The sequence below is a fragment of the Phycisphaeraceae bacterium genome (assembly GCA_019636735.1).
Taxonomy (GTDB): Bacteria; Planctomycetota; Phycisphaerae; order Phycisphaerales; family SM1A02; genus VGXK01.
In genome coordinates this window covers 367328-383823 of record JAHBWY010000003.1, presented here as the reverse complement: position 1 = coordinate 383823, position 16496 = coordinate 367328, and the positions used below count along the sequence as shown (strand labels likewise).

Sequence of the window (16496 nt, the reverse complement as noted above, 5' to 3'; positions counted from 1 at the left end):
GAGCGATCAGCCGTGGTAGGCAGAGTGCTCGCGCGCCGTGCTCTCGCTCTCATGGAGCCCGGGAGCGCCGGGCCGCTCGCGCCGCGAGCACCTTGTCGAAGGCGAGCGCGGTCAGGATGACACTGATCCCGAGGACTCCGAGCACATAGCTGCGCTCGGCTCCGCCGACGATGAGCCCGACGATCGGGCCCACGCCATAGCCGAGACCGATGAGCGCCTCGAAGACGCTTCCCGCATGCACCTCAGCGCCGCCGACGGCCATCGCGTAGTAGAGCGCGGCGTAGTAGATGATCGCCTGTCCCGCGCCGAAGAGTGTGAGGCCGATCAGCATGGTGGAGAGCGAGCCGGCGAGCGCGATCATGCCGAAGCCACCGGCCGCACAGAGGAACCCGACGACCAGCGCCGAGGGCCGCCCATGCCAGAAACTGAAGCGAAGGAGGAGCGCCACCATGACGAGGCGCGCCGCCATCCATGTTGCCGTCACCGGAGTTCGCCAGCCCGGCTCGACTTCGAGTCCGCCAAGGAGAAAGGGCATCGCCGGTCCGAGCGCACCGATCAGGATGTACCCGACCGGAAGCAGCACTCGCGTTGCGTCGCGCAGCGCCCTCTCCGCTTCAGGTCGATGTCGATGTTCCGGCATCCGCTGGGCAGCGAGAGCGGCAACACCACCCGGCTCTGCGGGGCCGGTGGGGTCGAGGTGTGCAGGTGCGTCGGGCGCTCCATGCGGTGGTGGAGCCTTCGGCAGCCACGGCAGGAGCAACAGCGAGATGCCGCTGATCGGAATGAAGAAGAGCAGTCCGAGTGTGGCCTGTCCCGCCGCCATCGCGGGCGCCATGAGCAGGAGCGCGAAGCCGACCGCGCTCATCCATGTGAGATTGAAGATCCCGATGGCGCGCCTGAGCGCGTGACCATGGCGGCCCGCGCTCAGGTAGGACTCCATGATCGGCCAGAGCATGGCACTCGCACCCGAGGCGACCAGCGCGCAAGTGATGACGCCGGGAGGTCCGAAGAGCGCGGCGGCGCCACCGAGCAATTGCAGCACCATCAGAACCGCGACGATCTGACGCACGCTGATGCGACGACCCATTCGAGCCACGAGGCTGCCACTCATGAAGGCAGCGACGGCGTAGACGACGGTCGAACCAAGCGCAAGCTGGAAGTTGCGCACCTCGCCCCACTGGAAGGACTGCTCCGTGACGAAGAAGACGCCGGACCAGAGCAGCCCGGAGCCGAGCGAATTGAGAAAGGTGATCAGCGCGACGATCGGCAGAGATGCGGGCTTCGCGTTGCTCGGTGCTGCAGGTGCTCCGGCAACGACGGCCGCGTCAGGATTGACATCGTCACCATCTTGGTCGGGCGAGTTGCCGTGGCCATCGCTGCGGTGCGGTGGCTGCGCCTCGCCCTGATCGTGGCCCGCATGGGCGCCTTCGCCCTTCGATCGAAGGGTCGGCGCCGCGTCGCTTCGCGAGAACGCGTCGCTCGGAGGCTGCTCGGAGGGGTGGCGCATCGTGCTATCATCGCCGTTCCTGCGGGTCCATGTAGCTCAATTGGATAGAGCATCGCCCTCCGAAGGCGAAGGTTGCAGGTTCGAGCCCCGCCATGGACGCTTGAAAGACGGCTCCGTCCGAGGCCCGGTCGCTCCGGCGGCCTCGGGGCGCCGTGCGTGACCATGACCATCGCCGAGTTTCAGGCCCTCATCCGTGAACGCTACCTCGAGACCGATCGTCGTCGAGGCGCCGCGGCGACCTTCCTCTGGCTGACCGAGGAGATCGGTGAACTCGCGAGCGCCATCGCCAGCTCGGAGAAGGGTGAACCGGACCACGCGAACCTTCGCGAGGAGTTCGCCGATGTTCTGGCGTGGCTGACGACGATCGCCAACATTCTCGAGGTCGATCTCGAGCAGGCGATCGCCGAGAAGTACCTGCGCAACGGCGGACCGCGCGGGACGAAGTGATCGCTGAGCGAGCGTCGCAGACCTGGGAAGCCGGCCCAAGGCGCCGTCGCTTCGCGCAACGCGAGAGCCGCGAGGTCTGGTGTTGAAGTTGCGGTTGTTGGCGGAGCGATCGTTGTCGGGGCGGTCGAGAAGGTTCGCCCGGCCGGAAACTCCGAGCGAATCCTGCATGCGCGGGCACTCTCCCGCAGCCCCTAGACTGTGGGCTATGACTCTTCGGTTGACTGATCGCGTCGGCGCCTTGCCAGCAGGCCAGAGCTCCTTTCGGCTCGCCATGACAAGGCGAATCGCGGGCGCCCGGGCGGGGACGGGGCCCGGGGCGTGGATTCCGACGCTGCCACTTCTCGCCTGCCTGCTGATGTTCGGCGCTGCGGGCGCGGCGTCGGCCCAGCTCGATGACGCTGGTCGCTCGACGCTGCGCAGGACCAGCAGCGAACGACCCCCTCAAGCCCCCGACATCGATGATGCGATTCGACGCCTCTCACTTTCCGGGCGCTATGTCCAGATTCCCGTGATCGGCCGCATCGGATCGGATGTCGCTCCCGAGGGCTTCGAAGCGCTGGCGGCCAAGCGAAGTTCACTTCGAGGCGCCACGGCATTCGTGGTGGAGATCGACAGCGATGGAGGCAGTGATCAGGCAGCGCTGCGCATCGCCGAGTCGCTCATCGAGATCGGCAAGGAAGTGCCCGTGATCCTGGTGGTGCAGCGCGCCATCGGGCCGGCGGCTTGGCTCCTGCCCGCGGGGCATCGGGTGTTCATTCCGGAGCCGGCGCCGGCAGCGACCCTCATCGCCTTCCAACCGGAGTTCGATCCGCGTTTGGAGGAGTCAGTGGCTCGCAGTATTGAGAACTTCCAGCGCCGGCTCGCAGAGCGATTGCAGCGATCGCCGCGCGGCGGAGCGCTTGAACCGATCGCAACTGAACCCAAGGCGTGGCAACTGACGGCGCGACAGGCCTACGCCGTGGGGATCGCGGAGCCGCTCGAGGGAGGTGTGACGGCGCTCGGCCGTGCCATGCGCAAGGAGCCGTGGATCTTCTCCGGCCGGCAGGTTGAAGACCTGCTGCGCCAGAGCGCGCTCTACCAGCAGCAGCGCGAGCTCTATCGAGCGCGGGTCATCGCTCGCGCCTTCACTTCTCTCGAAGCGTCGAATGCCACACTTGGACAGATTGCCGGTGCGATGCAGACGGCCGCCGAGTCGGACCCGCGCGTGCGATCGAATGAGGTTCCCGTGATTCGGCTCAACTTCGAGGGTGGCGCGTGGCACCCCACCAGTGCGTCGATCGGCGCATGGCAGCGGGCGTGCGACATCGCCATCGCCAACTGGCGGCGTGTCCTCTCATTCGGCGAGGCGGCGCGACAGCACCTTCTTTCGGTGCGAAGCGACCTCGTGGCGCTTGAAGCAAGCCACGCCGAAAGTGACGATCCGGGAATCAAGGAGGCGATGGCCCGGATCGAGAGCGAGCTCGCCGAGCTTCTCGAGCGCCTTGCGGCCATGCAGCCCAGGTTCACCGCCGCTCGCGAAGAGATCGAAGCGCTGGGTGAGCTCCGGGAGCGCCAGGGCAATCCATGACCTTCGAGCGAGCGCATGGGGCTCCCGCCGCGCCGTGCGCCATCTGCAACCTGCGCGAACCCGGTGAACGGCTGACCGGCGTCACACGATGGCGAGTGCGGCCTCACCCCGAGCCCGTGCCGATGGCGGGCTGGCTCATCGTGGACCTCGATCGCCACGCCGAGGGGTGGCATGCGATCGACAGCGACGAGGCCTCGGAGTTCGGTCATCTCATGCAGCGTCTCTCGAGTGCTCTCCGGGAGGCAAGTGGCGCCGAGCGGATCTATCTCCTCTCCTTTACCGAGATGGTTCCGCACCTCCATGCGCATCTCGCGCCGCGCCATGGGAGTGATCCTGGGCAGCGTGGATGGGGCATCGCCGACCGCTACCGCGCGGTGGCTGAAGGGCGCGCGGAGCCGGCGGACGCCATGGCGCATGCACGGATCTGCCGAGCCGCCATCGAGCGCGTCAACGCGACTCACGCGTGACGGCGGACTCAAACGCCGGGGCCCGGCGCGGAGCCAGAGTCAACACGGCGAGCGCCGAGTGGCGATCGAGCGCGCCGATGTGAACAGTCGCGTCACCGCAGGATCGACGAAGCGCCTCAGGCGCTCTCGCCCACCCGAAGTCGCACGAAGCGAACGATCTTCGCACCGGCGGGAACGAGCTGGCGGACGACCATCTTGCCCTCGGGGTCCTTCAGGTAGGGCTGGCCCAGCAGCGTGTTCTCCTCGAAGAACTTGCGAAGCTTGCCCTCGGCGATCTTCTGAGCGACCTGCTCCGGCTTGCCCGTCGCCTGCGCCTCGGCCACGGCCTCGGCCCGTTTGGCATCGACGAGTTCCTTCGGCAGGCCCTGCTCATCGACCGAAATCGGCGTCGGCACTGCACCGGCGATGTGAAGACAGATGCCGGCGGCATCCTCGGGCTTGATCGGGCCCTCGAACTGCATGAGCACGCCGAGCTTGCCGTCGTGATGGATGTACTTGGCGAATGAGCCGCCCGAGAGGGCCGTGCCTCGCGCAAAGCTGATGTTCTCGCCCGTCTTGATGCGGACCTCGTCAAGACGCGCCGTCATCGCGGGCGTCATCGCAACGGCGCCGCTCTGCGCGAGCGCATCGTCGGCCAGGGCATCAGCCATCGCACGGAACTCGGCGTTGCGGCTGGTGAAGTCGGTTTCGCTGCGGACCTCGATGATCGCCCCGCGATCACCTCGGATCGCGATGGTGACGCACCCTTCGCCCGCAGCGCGGTCGGTGCGCGAATCCATCTTGTCCTTGAGCTTCTCGCGCAGCCATGCCTCGGCCTTCTTCATGTCGCCGCCGTTCTCGGCGAGCGCCTTCTTGCAGTCCATCATGCCGAGGCCGGTTCGGCGGCGCAGCTCCATCACATCCTTGGGGTTGATCTCGGGGGTGCTCATGCTGGTCACGAAAGGGACTCCTTGCGGTCCATGATCACATGGTCTTCAGGTGATCTTCAATTGGTCGAGTTGGGGAAGCGCCGACCGTCGGCGCTCGGGACTCCGAGACGCCTCAGGCGTTGTCGGCGATGCTCTCGGGCGCAGGCGACGCACTTCGCGCCGCCGCCGGGGCCTCGACGGCTTCCGACGCCTCGGCTCGGCCATCGGCGCGGAACTGGCTGCGGCTTGATCGTCGGCGCGGCGGCACGGCGGAGCCTTCGGAGGCGCCATCGCTGCGCTGGCCTTCGGTCACGGCCTGCTCGCTGCGCAGGGACCGTCCATCGGTGACGGCGCCGCAGAGCTCGCGGACCACGATGTCGATCGAGCGCATCGAGTCGTCGTTGCCTGGGATCGGAATGTCGGCAAGTTCCGGATTACCGTCGGTGTCGATGAGGCAGATCGTCGGAATGCCGAGGTTTCTCGCCTCGTTGAGCGCATTGGTCTCGCGGTTCACATCAATGACCACAAGGGCCCCAGGGAGCCGGGTCATGCTTCGAATGCCGTTGAGATTCCGGAAGATCTTCTTCTGCTCGCGTGTGAGCTGCGACTCCATCTTCTTGGAGTAGTTCTTGATCTCGCCGCTCGTCATGAGTCCTTCCAGCTCCTCGAGCCGCTTGAGGCGATCTCGAATGGTGCGGAAGTTGGTGAGCGTTCCACCGAGCCAGCGCTCGGTGACATAGGGCATCTTCACATCGGTGCAGTACTGCTCGATGGCACCGCGCGCCTGTCGCTTGGTGCCCACGAAGCAGACATCCTTCCCCTCGGCGACGGTGCGTGCGACGAACTTCTTCGCCAGGAGAAGACCCTTGATGGTCTCCCGGATGTCGATGATGTGGATCTGATTCTTGACGCCGTGGATGTACGGCGCCATGCGCGGATTCCAGTTGCTCCGACGCTGGCCGAAGTGAATGCCGGCCTCAACGAGTTCCTTGACGAGCGATGCCATGACGAACGGCTTCCTTCTGCGCGGAGCTCCGCGCGTGAGCAGCGACACCGACGGGTGACCGGTGGATTCCAGGGAGGCACCCCACGGGGGGCTCCGATGGCGGTCGACCCGTCCAACAGGGCGCTTTGGACGGACGAACAGCGGAACGACCGACACTCGGCCGTTCCCGGCACTGGCGGCAGGTCCACATCGCTGCAGCCTTCGACCGGGGCACGCCGGGAGACCGGCGTCGGAGGGGCAGTGGGGTCGGACATGCCGACCCCCACAACCCCACCCGGGCGAATCGCCGAGTGTAGCGAATTCTTCAGGAAGCGGCAAAGAAGTCGCGGGTTCATTGCGCCTGAACGCTCAAGTCGCCGTGTTTGTGGTAAGACGGTTCCTGTTGTGGCCGTGACCCTTTGGCAGATGTCCTGCCAGGGCTGCAGCCGGTCCGTTGCAATCCCCCGCAGTGGGGCAGAAAGAAAGCTGGTTTTCCTATGGTATCTCAGATTCTCAAGAACCTCGGTCTCGCACCCTCCGCCGTGGCGGGAGCAGGCGTCCTTCTGGCCGCATCATTCGCCTCGGCCAATGTCTCGATCATCGGCGGCGGCGCCACCGGCAGCGGGGCGGGATGGGATGTTCCCCCGGCGCTGCTCGGTGGATGGAACATGACTCAGTACGACAATTTCGATCCGTTCCTCTCGCCCGGTGACACCACCTCGCTCGCGTCCTCTGATCCCTTCTCAACCCACACGGCGAGCTTCGCGAATCCGACCACCCACTTCCATGTTGGCAGCGGCTGGGCGAGCTGGAGCGGCGGTTACGACGGCAGCGTCTACTTCGCCGGTACCTCTTCGACCGCGATCACCCTGACGATGAGCCCGGGAACGGTGGCGTTCTCGCTCTTCTTCGAGTCGAATGCCTTCTCCACATTTGACTACCAGATCGCCGCATTCGACAACCTCGGCAATGTCGCCATGATGAATCAGACCGCCGACGGTTTCGGTGGCGCGACCTGGGCTGGCGCGTTCACCGACGGCAGCACCTTCATCGAATCCGTTCGGGTGCAGGTCATTGGTGATGGCAGCAATGGGATCGCGGTGGGTCGATTCGGCTACGCGATTCCGACTCCCGGCGCGATCGCCATGCTCGGCTTCGCGGGCATCGTCGGTGCTCGTCGTCGTCGGGCCTGATCTCGCGACACATCTGGCGCGAACATGATCGCGCCGGCTCTGGACTCCAGAGACCGTCTCCTGCGGGCGCCGCGTGGAAGAGATTCCCGCGGCGCCCGTTTCACTTGGGGCAGTGCAACGCACGCACGACCGACGATCGCCCCGTCGACTCGACCTGTAAGATCGCCGCCATGCTGGCGAAGGTCTTCAAGGCGTATGACATCCGCGCGACCTACCCTCGGCCCCTGAACGAGAAGATCGCGTGGCAGATCGGATGGGGTACGGCTGAACTCCTGCTGGGAGAAGCGGCCAACGCGCTCGACCCAGACCCGATGGCTCGCACGGTCGTCGTGGGTCGTGACATGCGGAAGAGCTCACCGGCGCTCTCTCAGGCCCTGCGGCAGGGGATGCTCGACTTCGGCGCCGATGTCATCGATGTGGGGCTCGTTGACACACCCTTCATCTCCTTTGCGATCAACCACCTCGGCTGCGCCGGAGGAGTGCAGACCACCGCCAGCCACAATCCAGCGGAGTACAACGGCTTCAAGATCAGCCGCATGAAGGCGAAGCCCGTCGGCGAGGGGAGCGGCCTCGAGCGCATTCGCGAATTCGCAGCGCTCGTTGAGCGTGAGAAAGCTGATCGTCGTGGCGGCCGGGAGGAGAAGCGCGACCTCTGGCCCGCCTACCGCGAGCATGTGCTTCGACTTCTCGATCCTCGCCTTCTCGACGGTCGCGCCACCCTCGAGGTGGTCATCGATGCCAGCAACGGCATGGCGGGCACCATGGTGCCGAAGCTCTTCGACGGCGTGAAGGGACTCCGCGTTACGCGTCTCCACTTCGACAACTCAAGCGGTGAGTTCGTGCATGAGCCCAATCCGCTGGTCGAGGCGAATCTCGCCGACCTCAGGCGCGAGGTCGTCAAGCGAGGCGCCGCCTTCGGCGTCTGCTTCGATGGCGATGCGGACCGCTGCATGATCGTCGATGAGACCGGGGCGCCGATCGGCTGTGACCTGCTGCTCGCGTGGCTGGTGCCCGGCTTCCTCGCCTCGGCGCCGGGGGCGGGTGTGATCTACGACCTTCGATCGAGCCGGGCCGTGCCCGAGGCGATCCGGGCCGCTGGCGGCGTCCCCATCGAGAGTCGGGTCGGCCATGTCTTCATGAAGTCGAAGCTCGCCGAGAGTGGCGGCATCGTGGGTGGCGAACTCTCCGGGCACTTCTACTTCCGCGACATGTTCAACACGGACTCGGGTGCCCGAGCGCTCGTCGCCGTGCTGAACCAGGCGCTGCGCGACGGTCGGCCGCTCTCCAAGGCGCTCGCGCCTCTGCGCCGCTACCACCAGAGCGGCGAGATCAACTTCGAGAATGAGAACAAGCAGGGGGCGCTTGATGCGCTTCGGCGCGCCTTTCCGAAGGCCAAGGTCACCTCGCTCGACGGCCTCAGCCTCGACGCCGGCATCTGGTGGTGCAATGTGCGCATGAGCAACACCGAGCCGCTCCTCCGACTGAATCTCGAGGCTGCCGATCGAGGCACCGTCGACACGATGGTCAGGGAACTCTCGCGTCACCTCGGTCGCCGCGTGGCGCATTGAACACCCGCCGGAGCAGGGAGCGAGGAAGCGCTTCACCTGTTCCGACGGGGCTCTTCACTCCATCATCGAATGAGCGCGGGGGCCGTGGTCAGCAGAGAGGCCGCGATGAGGCGCGCCACATTCTCGGCGTCTGATTGACGCGGCCCGTGACTGCCACGGGCCACACGGCCACTTGCTCAAGCACGCCGCGGGCTGCGGCAGGCTCAGTTGGCCCGGCGGCTCGGATCGTCGACGCTACCCATCGGCGGTGGCTTCGGAGCCTGAATCGGCGGGCCGTCATAGTCCGCGCCGGGCTTCCGGGGCGTGACCTTCTGGGCGGCAGGGGTGTTGTTGTTGTCGCAGCCAGCGGCGGCGCAGACAAAGATCGCCGCTGTGGCGAGGAGACTTGCGGTTGCGAGTGCTCTCTTCATGGAAGGATCTCCTGAAACTGACCCTCGCAACGGCCGTCACCTCGGGCGGCCTTGACGAGTGCATGCGATTCTAACCACGCTGAGGGCGGTTCCGCCATTGGCCCCCGGGTTGAGGGATGCCAAGGCTCCCACCAGCACTCAGCGCCTTCCCGCGCTGGGCTGAAGCATGAGGCGGGCGGGATGGGACTTGGGGGAGAGCCAGCGCCACTGGGTGTGATAGGTGTCGTCGTTGTCAGCCACGCCGATGTTGAGGGTCGGAGAGGCATTGGGGTCGAAGCGTCCACCCGGCCAGGGCACACGAATGCGCTGCGTCCAGCCCGCGTTGTTGGGCCAGCGCTCCGGGGTTTCCGCTTCGCAGGCATCTCCGAAAGTCTGGCCCGCAAATGGTTCGGTCAGGACATCGACGCTGCGACGGGTTGTCCCGATCTGGATTCGCACGGCATCGGCGAGGGGGTCATCACGCCGCTCTTCGAAGGTGCGCTGGTCATCCTCATACGCGCTGACGACCGAGTCGGGCACACGGACTTCCACGAGGAGCGCGTCGGCCGTGGCGCTCCGCTCGAGCGCCAGTCGAACCGTCGGATTCTCTTCGAGTGTGTCGTAGGGCGAGGGCTCCCAAACACAGATCGGGTAGGGCGTGGCGCTCTCGAGGCGGTCGGGCAGCGGAATGATGCGCTGGATCGGAAGCCGAAGCGGCATGAAGACCGGGATCTCGCGGCTGCGACGGTCGAGCAGCTTCACCCGGAACTCGATGGGTGGCGGAGCCACGGGCGCGCTCACGGGGATGGCCCGGAGGCGCACGGGAATCTGCGTTCGATCGCCCGGATCGACCGGATGGCGATCGAGCCCCGAGATGTTGAATGGACCGATCAGCTCGTGCGTAGCCCGGTTGAAGATGTCCACCGGGGTCCAACTCAGGAAGTGCTCGTTCGGCACGATCCACGGCCCAGGTGCCGCGCGGACCTGTTCGAGGGAGACCTCGACCTGCACATCGAGCGGGTTGCGGAACTCAAGCTCCACTTCGCCCACGATGGGCGCGGAAGCCATCGAAGGGTCGGGAAAGACACCCTTCCAAGTGAGCACATCACGATCGAAGCGCAGCTTGTAGACGCGATCCTGATCGTCCCGCGCCACCCAATCATCGGGAAGCGTGGCCCCCACGGGGGAGTGGTGCACTCGAAGGGTGCCGTCGGCCCGCACATCGATGTAGGTCAGGTGATGGAACTGTCCGCTCAACGGATGCTGGTCGATCGCGCCGCCGCACACTCCGACGATGTGGTAGTCGACCCCGCCGACACTCTCATCCCGCTGCATGGAGTGGAAGTGGCCTGCAAAGACGGCCTTCACGCCGGCCGCATCGAGCAGCGGCTGCACCCGCTCGCTCCAACCGACCGCGCCAATCCGCCAGAGCGGGCGGTGAAGCAGCACGATGATCGGCTTCCCCCGCGCCTTCGCGGCGGTCAAGGCGCCCGAGAGCCACTGCAACTGCTCGTCGGAGAGTCGGGCTCTGCGCTCAAAGAGCCCCTCTTCGGAGTACAAAATGATCGAGGTCAGGTGATCGAGCTCGACCGTGTACCAGAGCGGTCCGAAGACCCGCCGGTAGTGGGCGATGAAGGTGTCGTCGTCGGGACGGCGGGTTCCTCCCATGACATCGTGGTTGCCGGCCACGGGAAAGAAGGGCATGGTCAAGGGAGCAATGATCGACTTGAACTCTTCGGCCTGGCGCTCCCACTCCTCGACGCTTCGGGTGTAGCCCTGCACCATGTCCCCGATGCAGAAGACCGCGTCGGGGCTCGTCCGGTTCAGGTCCTCGACCGCGCGACGCAGGTAGGGCAACCCCCAGTCCCGACCGGTCGTCCGATCGGGAAGGATGGCGATCCGTTGGATGGGCGGCAGGTCGGCAACGGCGACGGTCTGGCCATCAACAGCCAGGCCGTCAACCCTCGTGAACTGCTGAGGCGAGGCGACGAGCGCGGCCAGAATCGCGGCGAGTAGGTGGATCAGCATGACCGCATCCTCTGCGCTTCAGCCCCTCAGGTCAAAGGAGCGCGGAATTTTGAGATTTCTCCCCGAGCCGGGTCAATCGCGGGCCGCTCGTGCGTGCCATGACAAGGCGCCGAGCGCTGGGCCACACCTCTCGGAGTCCCGGAGGGGAGGCATCGAACACGCGATGCGAAGATCGGCCAAGCAACTTCGCACAGGATCTCCAACAAGGTCAATGCGACCTGAACGGAAATGCGCGAGACTCGCTGAAGAGCGAGAAAAACCCCGTCGATCCAAACTGATCGGGTCGACGGGGCGGAGGGGAGAAAGATGCTCGTGAAGAGCGCCCGCACAACCCAGCGCTGTCAGACTTTTCGGACGCGGACCCTTTCCGGCTTCGACTTTTTCTGAGGGTCCGCGAGAAGTTGATGCGTGTATTACCTCGGCCGACCTGCCTTTGGCAAGTGCGCTGGCAGGCAAGTCAGGGAATGCTACGGCCTGCGAGATCGCGAGGTTCGAGCGGGTCGAGCTGAAGGGCGACCTCGTCGGTGAGCCTCGCCGGCTTCCGAGACAGGATGTCCACCAACACCCAGGAGGTCGCCGCGCGGAGGACGACGGTTCGATCTCGAGGCCTCCAGACCACCGTGTCGCGCCATGAGCGGGCCTTGCCAACATTGCGAACCCAGGTCGCCACCACAAGCGCATCGCCCGGCCACGCCTCGGCTTCGTAGTCGAGTTCGTGCCGTGCGACGAACCACATCTGGCCCTGCTCAAGCAGGCTCTCGCGGGACATGCCGATGGCCCGTGCATGAAGCTCGGCGGCGCGATCGACCCATCGCAGGTACTCGATGTTGTTGACATGAGGCACCGCCCGGCTCGCGGTCGCCCCATCGGGCGTGAGTGTGCAGAGGTAGGGACGAGGGTGGGCAACCACCGCCCACTCGGGGACTTCCGAGGCGGGCGAATGGATGAGTTCGGGGAGTGAGGTCGACACGCCGATCACGCGGGGTGCTCTTTGCCCGTTGGCCCGGGCTCGACGGGCTTCTCCGAGCGGGGGACCGCCGAAGGTGGCGGCTCAATGGAGCGAAGGTAAGCCCACGAGAAGAGCCCGGTGTCGTGCCCATCGGAGAAGCGAATTCGAAGGGCGTAGTTTCCGACGAGCTCGGCATCCTGAGCGTGAATCGGCCCGTCGGGGGCCTTTCGTGCGGGCAGGACTGTGAGAGGGTTCTTCGCGAGGCTCTCCCGGATCGCCCTGGCATCGGCCGAAGGGCTCATGCGCCTCAGGTGCGCGATCGGATAGAAGCTGATGTGTCCGTCGCGCCAGCGCACGGTGAGTCCACTCTGACGGTCAAGGTCGAGATGGACGGGTGAATCGCTGGCTCCCGACGGGGGCGCTGGGTCCATGCGGCCAGTGTATTCGTGAGCCACTTGGCGCTGATCCGCTCCGGCTCCGCGGGCCTGCGTCAGGTTCTCCTCGGCGGGTCCCCGGACGCCGGTCCGGCCCGCTCGGATTGTGCCGCCCGCCCAGATCGGGATCGTCTTCGCACGATATCGGCAACGCGAGGAATCTGAAGCAGTCTCTAAGATCACCGCCGTGATGAACCCCGATGACGAGGTCGCGCCATCGGATCGCCTCGAAGCTCGCATTCGGGCGCTGGAGGCGCCCGTCTGCGTGGGCCTCGATCCCGTGTTCGCGCGGCTCCCGGAGGTGATACGGACGCAGGCCCCGAGCGAGGTCGAGGCAATCGAGCGCTTCTCGGTGGTGCTGCTCGATGCCGTTGAGGGAGTGGTGCCCGCGGTCAAGCCGCAGGCGGCGTGCTTCGAGCGTTACGGCGCGGCGGGGTACCTGGCCCTCGAGCGTGTGATGAAGGCGGCTCGCGGTCGTTTCGAGATCATCCTCGACTGGAAGCGTGGCGACATCGGGGTCTCCTCGGAGCACTACGCCGCGGGTGCGGTGGCGCTCGGGGCTGATTGGGTGACGGCGAGTCCCTATCTCGGCCTCGACGGCGTGCGACCCTTCCTTGACGCCGGGCTTGGCGTCTTCGCGCTGGTGCGGACCAGCAACGCCGACGGCGATCGCGTGCAGTCGCGGCGCCTTGATGATGGCGAGGGAGGCACCGTCGCCGAGGCCGTGGCGGCGCTGATTGCAAGCGAGGGCGAGCGCTGGGTCGGTGCCTCTGGATTGAGTTCGCTTGGCGCTGTCGTGGGAGCCACCAAGTTCGCCGATGCAGCACGGCTCCGTGCCCTCATGCCGAAGCAGATCTTCCTGGTGCCCGGCTATGGAGCACAGGGCGCCGGGCCGCGCGAGGCGGCGGCGTGCTTCCGGGCCGATGGGAGCGGTGCCCTCATCACGGCGAGCCGAAGCGTCATTTACGCCTTTGAGCCGGGTGATCGGGCGTGGAGTGACTCGGTGCGCGCGGCAGCCGAGGCCTTCGCCCGAGACATTGCCCAGGTGGTTCACCCGTGAACGAGGCAAGGCGTCATCGACTGGTGATGGGCGGCTTTCTCGCGGCTCTTCTGGTCCTTGTCGGAGTGCCTCTCCTGGTGCGCCCGTCGAGTGTCGTCGTCGAGCCCGGCGCGAGACGCGTCATCATTGTGACCCCGCACAATGAGCAGATCCGTCACGAGTTCGGACTCGCCTTCGAGCGCTGGCACCGGGAGCGTTACGGCGAGCCGGCGAAGGTGATCTGGAACACCCCCGGTGGCACGAGTGAGATTTCGCGATTGCTGCGTTCGAGCTGGGAAGCGGCGCTGAAGAGCGGCCAGGAACCGGGCGGTGATGCGGACATTCTCTTTGGCGGCGGCTCCTTCGAGTTTGACCGCTTGGCCGAGCCGATCGTCGTGCGCACGCCGGATGGTGATCGATCGGCGGCGGTCCTTGAGCCTGTGGAGTTCTCTGAGGAGTGGCTCGTTGAGACATTCGGTGACAACGACATTGGAGGTCGCACGCTCTATGACCCGCGCGGGCGCTGGGTGGGGGCTGCGCTCTCCGGGTTCGGCATCGTCTGGAACAACGATGTTCTCGCGCGCCTCGGCCTGGAGGAGCCGACGACATGGAGCGACCTTGCGGATCCGCGCTTTCGAGGCTGGATCTCGATGGTGAATCCGGCGCAGTCGAGTTCCATTGCCACCGCCATTCAGGCGATTCTCGAGCGGGAGGGTTGGGAAGAGGGGTGGCGCATCCTCCGTCGCGCGACTGCGAATTCACGGAGCTATAGCGCCAGCTCCACGCGCGTGCCGATCGATGTGAGCCAGGGTGACGCTGGTGCCGGCATCTGCATCGACTTCTACGGTCGCTCGCAGGCGCAGACCCTGCTCGAAGCGGATCGCGCTCGGCTTGGTCCGACGGCGCGGCCCCGCGTCGGCTACGCCGATCCCGTTGGTCGAACGGTCATCGACTCCGACCCGATCGCGATGCTGCGGAATCCGCTAGACCGTGAGATGGCGCGGCGCTTCATCGAGTTCGTCGTCTCCGACCAGGGTCAGGCGCTCTGGCAGTTCCGGGCTGGTTCGCCCGATGGTCCGGAGCGATTCGAACTTCGTCGCATGCCGATTCGGCGCGACTTCATCGAGGGCAATCTCGATCGCTTCGTCGACCGCGTCGATCCCTTCAGGATCGCGCAGGCTCCGTCGCATCCGAACGAGTCGACTCGGCTCTTCGTCACGCCGATCTTCTCCGGCATGGCGATGGACCTCCATGGACTTCTGACGGCCGCGTGGCGCCGAATCGTGGAGCATCCGGCCTATCCGAAGAAGGACGGCATCGTGACCGCGTCAATGGTCGATGACCCGCAGTTGCGCCGCTGGCTTGAACATTTCGATGCGATGCCAAAGATCCCCGGTCCCGATGGCACGACCTTCGACCTCGCGGATCCCGCCAACCTGAGGCAGGTCGCCGCGGGGTGGATCGGCGTCGATGGTCGGCCCGCCGCATGGGCCGGGCAGGGGCTCTGGCCCTCGAGCATTCGTGGCGACGAGGCGCTTCGGCGTCGCCTTCGGGATTTCTTTGAAGCGCAGTATCGCGCGATCATCGAAGATCGCGAGGCGACGCCGTCAACGGGAGTGCCCCACTCGGCGTCGCGGAATCGCGCGGATGGGAGAGCGCCTTGAAGGCGGCGATTCTCTCGATCGGGGATGAACTCATTCTCGGGCAGATCGCCGAGCGCAATGCCGGGTGGCTCTCTGCACAACTCGCCGAGATCGGCGTGCTGACCCGTGAACATCGCACGGTGGCCGACGATCTCGAGGCGATCGTTCGCGCACTTCGCGAGCTTCTCGATCAAGCGCGGGTCGTCATCACCACGGGCGGACTCGGACCAACCGACGATGACCTTCTCAGGCCCGCGCTCGCCCGAGTGCTCGGCGATGAGCCCCTCGTCGAAGACCCCGAGGCTCGCGCAGCGCTCGAGCGCTGGTTCGCGAACCAGCACCGGGTCATGCCGGAAATCAATCTTCGCCAGGCGCAGCGGCCCGTGTCGGCCTCGTGTCTTGAGAACCCTCACGGCACGGCGCCGGGCCTCGTCGCCCCATGTGGAGAGAGTCGAGTCTGGTGTCTTCCGGGACCACCGGTCGAGATGCACCCGATGTTCGAGCGCTTCATCCGGCCGGCGCTTGAGGCGGGACGGCGGATGCGCGTGGTGAAGCTTGCGTCGATTCCCTGCTTCGGACTGGGCGAGAGCGTCGTGGCCGAGCGCCTCGGCGAGTTGATGGCGCGCGATCGCGATCCCCTCGTCGGCACCACCGCGAGCAACTTGGTCGTCACGATCCGCATTCGAAGTGAACAGGCGATGGCCCACGACGCCGAGGCGTTCGACGCCTTTGTCGACGGGGTGATCGAGCGGGTGCATCCGTATGCGCTCGGTCGCAGCCCCATGACGATCGCCGAGGCCTTCGCCGAGGTCGCGCTCGCGAAGGGCGTCCGCGCGGCGTTTGCCGAAAGCTGCACGGCGGGACTCGCAAGCGCCATGCTCGGCGAAGTGCCGGGCGCGAGTCGCTGGCTCGAGGGTTCCGTGGTGAGTTACTCCAATGAGATCAAGGCATCGATGCTCGGGGTGCCGCCCGAGATTCTCAATCGACATGGCGCCGTGAGCGCCGAGAGCGCGGCGGCCATGGTGAGGGGCGCCATCGAGAAGTTCGGCGTCTCTGCCGCCGCCTCGATCACGGGAGTCGCCGGACCCGATGGAGGCAGCGAGTCGAAGCCCGTCGGAACCGTCTTCATCGCCACGGCGGTCGGCCGCCTGCCTGAGGTGGTAGTGCGCCGTTTCCGTCTGCCCGGCCTTCGAAAGGCGATTCAGGAGCGATCGGCCCGATCGGCGATCGGGGCGCTGCGGCTTCACCTGCTCGGCTGGGGAAGCGTTCCGCTTCTGGGCGAAGCAGAGCCCGCCCGGGCGGTCAGCCCGTAAACGCTCTGAGGCCTCGCCGGTAGAATCGGGCATTCCTATTCCTCGAGAAGCATCCTGCG

Annotated in this window: 15 protein-coding genes and 1 tRNA gene; 9 read left to right on the top strand and 7 right to left on the bottom strand. The window is 66.2% G+C overall.

What is annotated here, in order from left to right; all coding sequences use genetic code 11:
- Positions 1-49: 49 nt before the first annotated feature.
- Positions 50-1507: an MFS transporter gene (locus KF724_05660; GenBank protein MBX3355167.1), complete on the bottom strand. Its 1458-nt coding sequence runs from the start codon at positions 1505-1507 to the stop codon at positions 50-52.
- Positions 1508-1532: 25 nt separating this feature from the next.
- Between KF724_05660 and KF724_05655 the strand changes: the two genes are divergently transcribed.
- From KF724_05655 to KF724_05640, 4 genes are all read left to right on the top strand, one after another.
- Positions 1533-1606: transfer RNA gene (locus tag KF724_05655), tRNA-Arg, on the top strand.
- 57 nt (positions 1607-1663) lie between these two features.
- Entirely contained in the window at positions 1664-1954 is a 291-nt protein-coding gene (locus KF724_05650) for a hypothetical protein (GenBank protein MBX3355166.1), read from the top strand.
- 271 nt (positions 1955-2225) lie between these two features.
- Positions 2226-3521, top strand: a complete 1296-nt coding sequence (locus KF724_05645) for a hypothetical protein (GenBank protein MBX3355165.1) — start codon at positions 2226-2228, stop codon at positions 3519-3521.
- Positions 3518-3988: a hypothetical protein gene (locus KF724_05640; protein MBX3355164.1), complete on the top strand. Its 471-nt coding sequence runs from the start codon at positions 3518-3520 to the stop codon at positions 3986-3988. Before KF724_05645 ends, KF724_05640 begins: the two co-directional genes overlap by 4 nt.
- A gap of 116 nt (positions 3989-4104) precedes the next feature.
- On the opposite strand, the gene tsf is transcribed toward KF724_05640, so the two are convergent.
- Positions 4105-4926 (bottom strand): translation elongation factor Ts, encoded by an 822-nt coding sequence (tsf, locus tag KF724_05635; GenBank protein MBX3355163.1) that lies wholly within the window; start codon positions 4924-4926, stop codon positions 4105-4107.
- A 103-nt stretch (positions 4927-5029) separates the two neighbouring features.
- A complete protein-coding gene (rpsB, locus tag KF724_05630; protein ID MBX3355162.1) occupies positions 5030-5902 on the bottom strand; it encodes a 30S ribosomal protein S2 in 873 nt (290 codons plus the stop codon).
- 476 nt (positions 5903-6378) lie between these two features.
- Between rpsB and KF724_05625 the strand changes: the two genes are divergently transcribed.
- Positions 6379-7074, top strand: a complete 696-nt coding sequence (locus KF724_05625) for a hypothetical protein (GenBank protein MBX3355161.1) — start codon at positions 6379-6381, stop codon at positions 7072-7074.
- A gap of 170 nt (positions 7075-7244) precedes the next feature.
- Entirely contained in the window at positions 7245-8642 is a 1398-nt protein-coding gene (locus KF724_05620; GenBank protein MBX3355160.1) for a phosphomannomutase/phosphoglucomutase, read from the top strand.
- A 203-nt stretch (positions 8643-8845) separates the two neighbouring features.
- Here the strand turns inward: KF724_05620 and KF724_05615 are convergent, their stop codons facing one another.
- The 4 genes from KF724_05615 to KF724_05600 form a co-directional block, all read right to left on the bottom strand.
- Positions 8846-9052 (bottom strand): hypothetical protein, encoded by a 207-nt coding sequence (locus KF724_05615; protein MBX3355159.1) that lies wholly within the window; start codon positions 9050-9052, stop codon positions 8846-8848.
- A 138-nt stretch (positions 9053-9190) separates the two neighbouring features.
- On the bottom strand, positions 9191-11059 hold the full coding sequence (locus tag KF724_05610; protein MBX3355158.1) for a metallophosphoesterase: 1869 nt from the start codon (positions 11057-11059) through the stop codon (positions 9191-9193).
- A gap of 457 nt (positions 11060-11516) precedes the next feature.
- Complete coding sequence (locus KF724_05605; protein MBX3355157.1) at positions 11517-12038, bottom strand: acyl-CoA thioesterase; 522 nt, start codon at positions 12036-12038, stop codon at positions 11517-11519.
- On the bottom strand, positions 12035-12439 hold the full coding sequence (locus KF724_05600; protein MBX3355156.1) for a DUF971 domain-containing protein: 405 nt from the start codon (positions 12437-12439) through the stop codon (positions 12035-12037). Before KF724_05600 ends, KF724_05605 begins: the two co-directional genes overlap by 4 nt.
- Positions 12440-12632: 193 nt before the next feature.
- Between KF724_05600 and pyrF the strand changes: the two genes are divergently transcribed.
- Genes pyrF through KF724_05585 form a run of 3 tightly spaced genes read left to right on the top strand, consistent with a single transcriptional unit; the run spans position 12633 to position 16437 of the window.
- Complete coding sequence (pyrF, locus tag KF724_05595) at positions 12633-13502, top strand: orotidine-5'-phosphate decarboxylase (GenBank protein MBX3355155.1); 870 nt, start codon at positions 12633-12635, stop codon at positions 13500-13502.
- On the top strand, positions 13499-15145 hold the full coding sequence (locus KF724_05590) for an extracellular solute-binding protein (protein MBX3355154.1): 1647 nt from the start codon (positions 13499-13501) through the stop codon (positions 15143-15145). Before pyrF ends, KF724_05590 begins: the two co-directional genes overlap by 4 nt.
- Positions 15142-16437, top strand: coding sequence for a CinA family nicotinamide mononucleotide deamidase-related protein (locus KF724_05585; protein ID MBX3355153.1), 1296 nt, complete (start codon positions 15142-15144; stop codon positions 16435-16437). The genes KF724_05590 and KF724_05585 overlap by 4 nt, the downstream gene beginning before the upstream one ends.
- Positions 16438-16496: the final 59 nt, after the last annotated feature.

Excerpts from the sequence above, each read along its gene's own strand:
- KF724_05625 (MBX3355161.1), top strand. The coding sequence starts at position 6,379 with ATGGTATCTCAGATTCTCAAGAACCTCGGTCTCGCACCCTCCGCCGTG.
- KF724_05615 (MBX3355159.1), bottom strand. The coding sequence starts at position 9,052 with ATGAAGAGAGCACTCGCAACCGCAAGTCTCCTCGCCACAGCGGCGATC.
- rpsB (MBX3355162.1), bottom strand. The coding sequence starts at position 5,902 with ATGGCATCGCTCGTCAAGGAACTCGTTGAGGCCGGCATTCACTTCGGC.
- KF724_05660 (MBX3355167.1), bottom strand. The coding sequence starts at position 1,507 with ATGCGCCACCCCTCCGAGCAGCCTCCGAGCGACGCGTTCTCGCGAAGC.
- pyrF (MBX3355155.1), top strand. The coding sequence starts at position 12,633 with ATGAACCCCGATGACGAGGTCGCGCCATCGGATCGCCTCGAAGCTCGC.
- KF724_05600 (MBX3355156.1), bottom strand. The coding sequence starts at position 12,439 with ATGGACCCAGCGCCCCCGTCGGGAGCCAGCGATTCACCCGTCCATCTC.
- KF724_05645 (MBX3355165.1), top strand. The coding sequence starts at position 2,226 with ATGACAAGGCGAATCGCGGGCGCCCGGGCGGGGACGGGGCCCGGGGCG.
- KF724_05640 (MBX3355164.1), top strand. The coding sequence starts at position 3,518 with ATGACCTTCGAGCGAGCGCATGGGGCTCCCGCCGCGCCGTGCGCCATC.
- KF724_05620 (MBX3355160.1), top strand. The coding sequence starts at position 7,245 with ATGCTGGCGAAGGTCTTCAAGGCGTATGACATCCGCGCGACCTACCCT.
- KF724_05610 (MBX3355158.1), bottom strand. The coding sequence starts at position 11,059 with ATGCTGATCCACCTACTCGCCGCGATTCTGGCCGCGCTCGTCGCCTCG.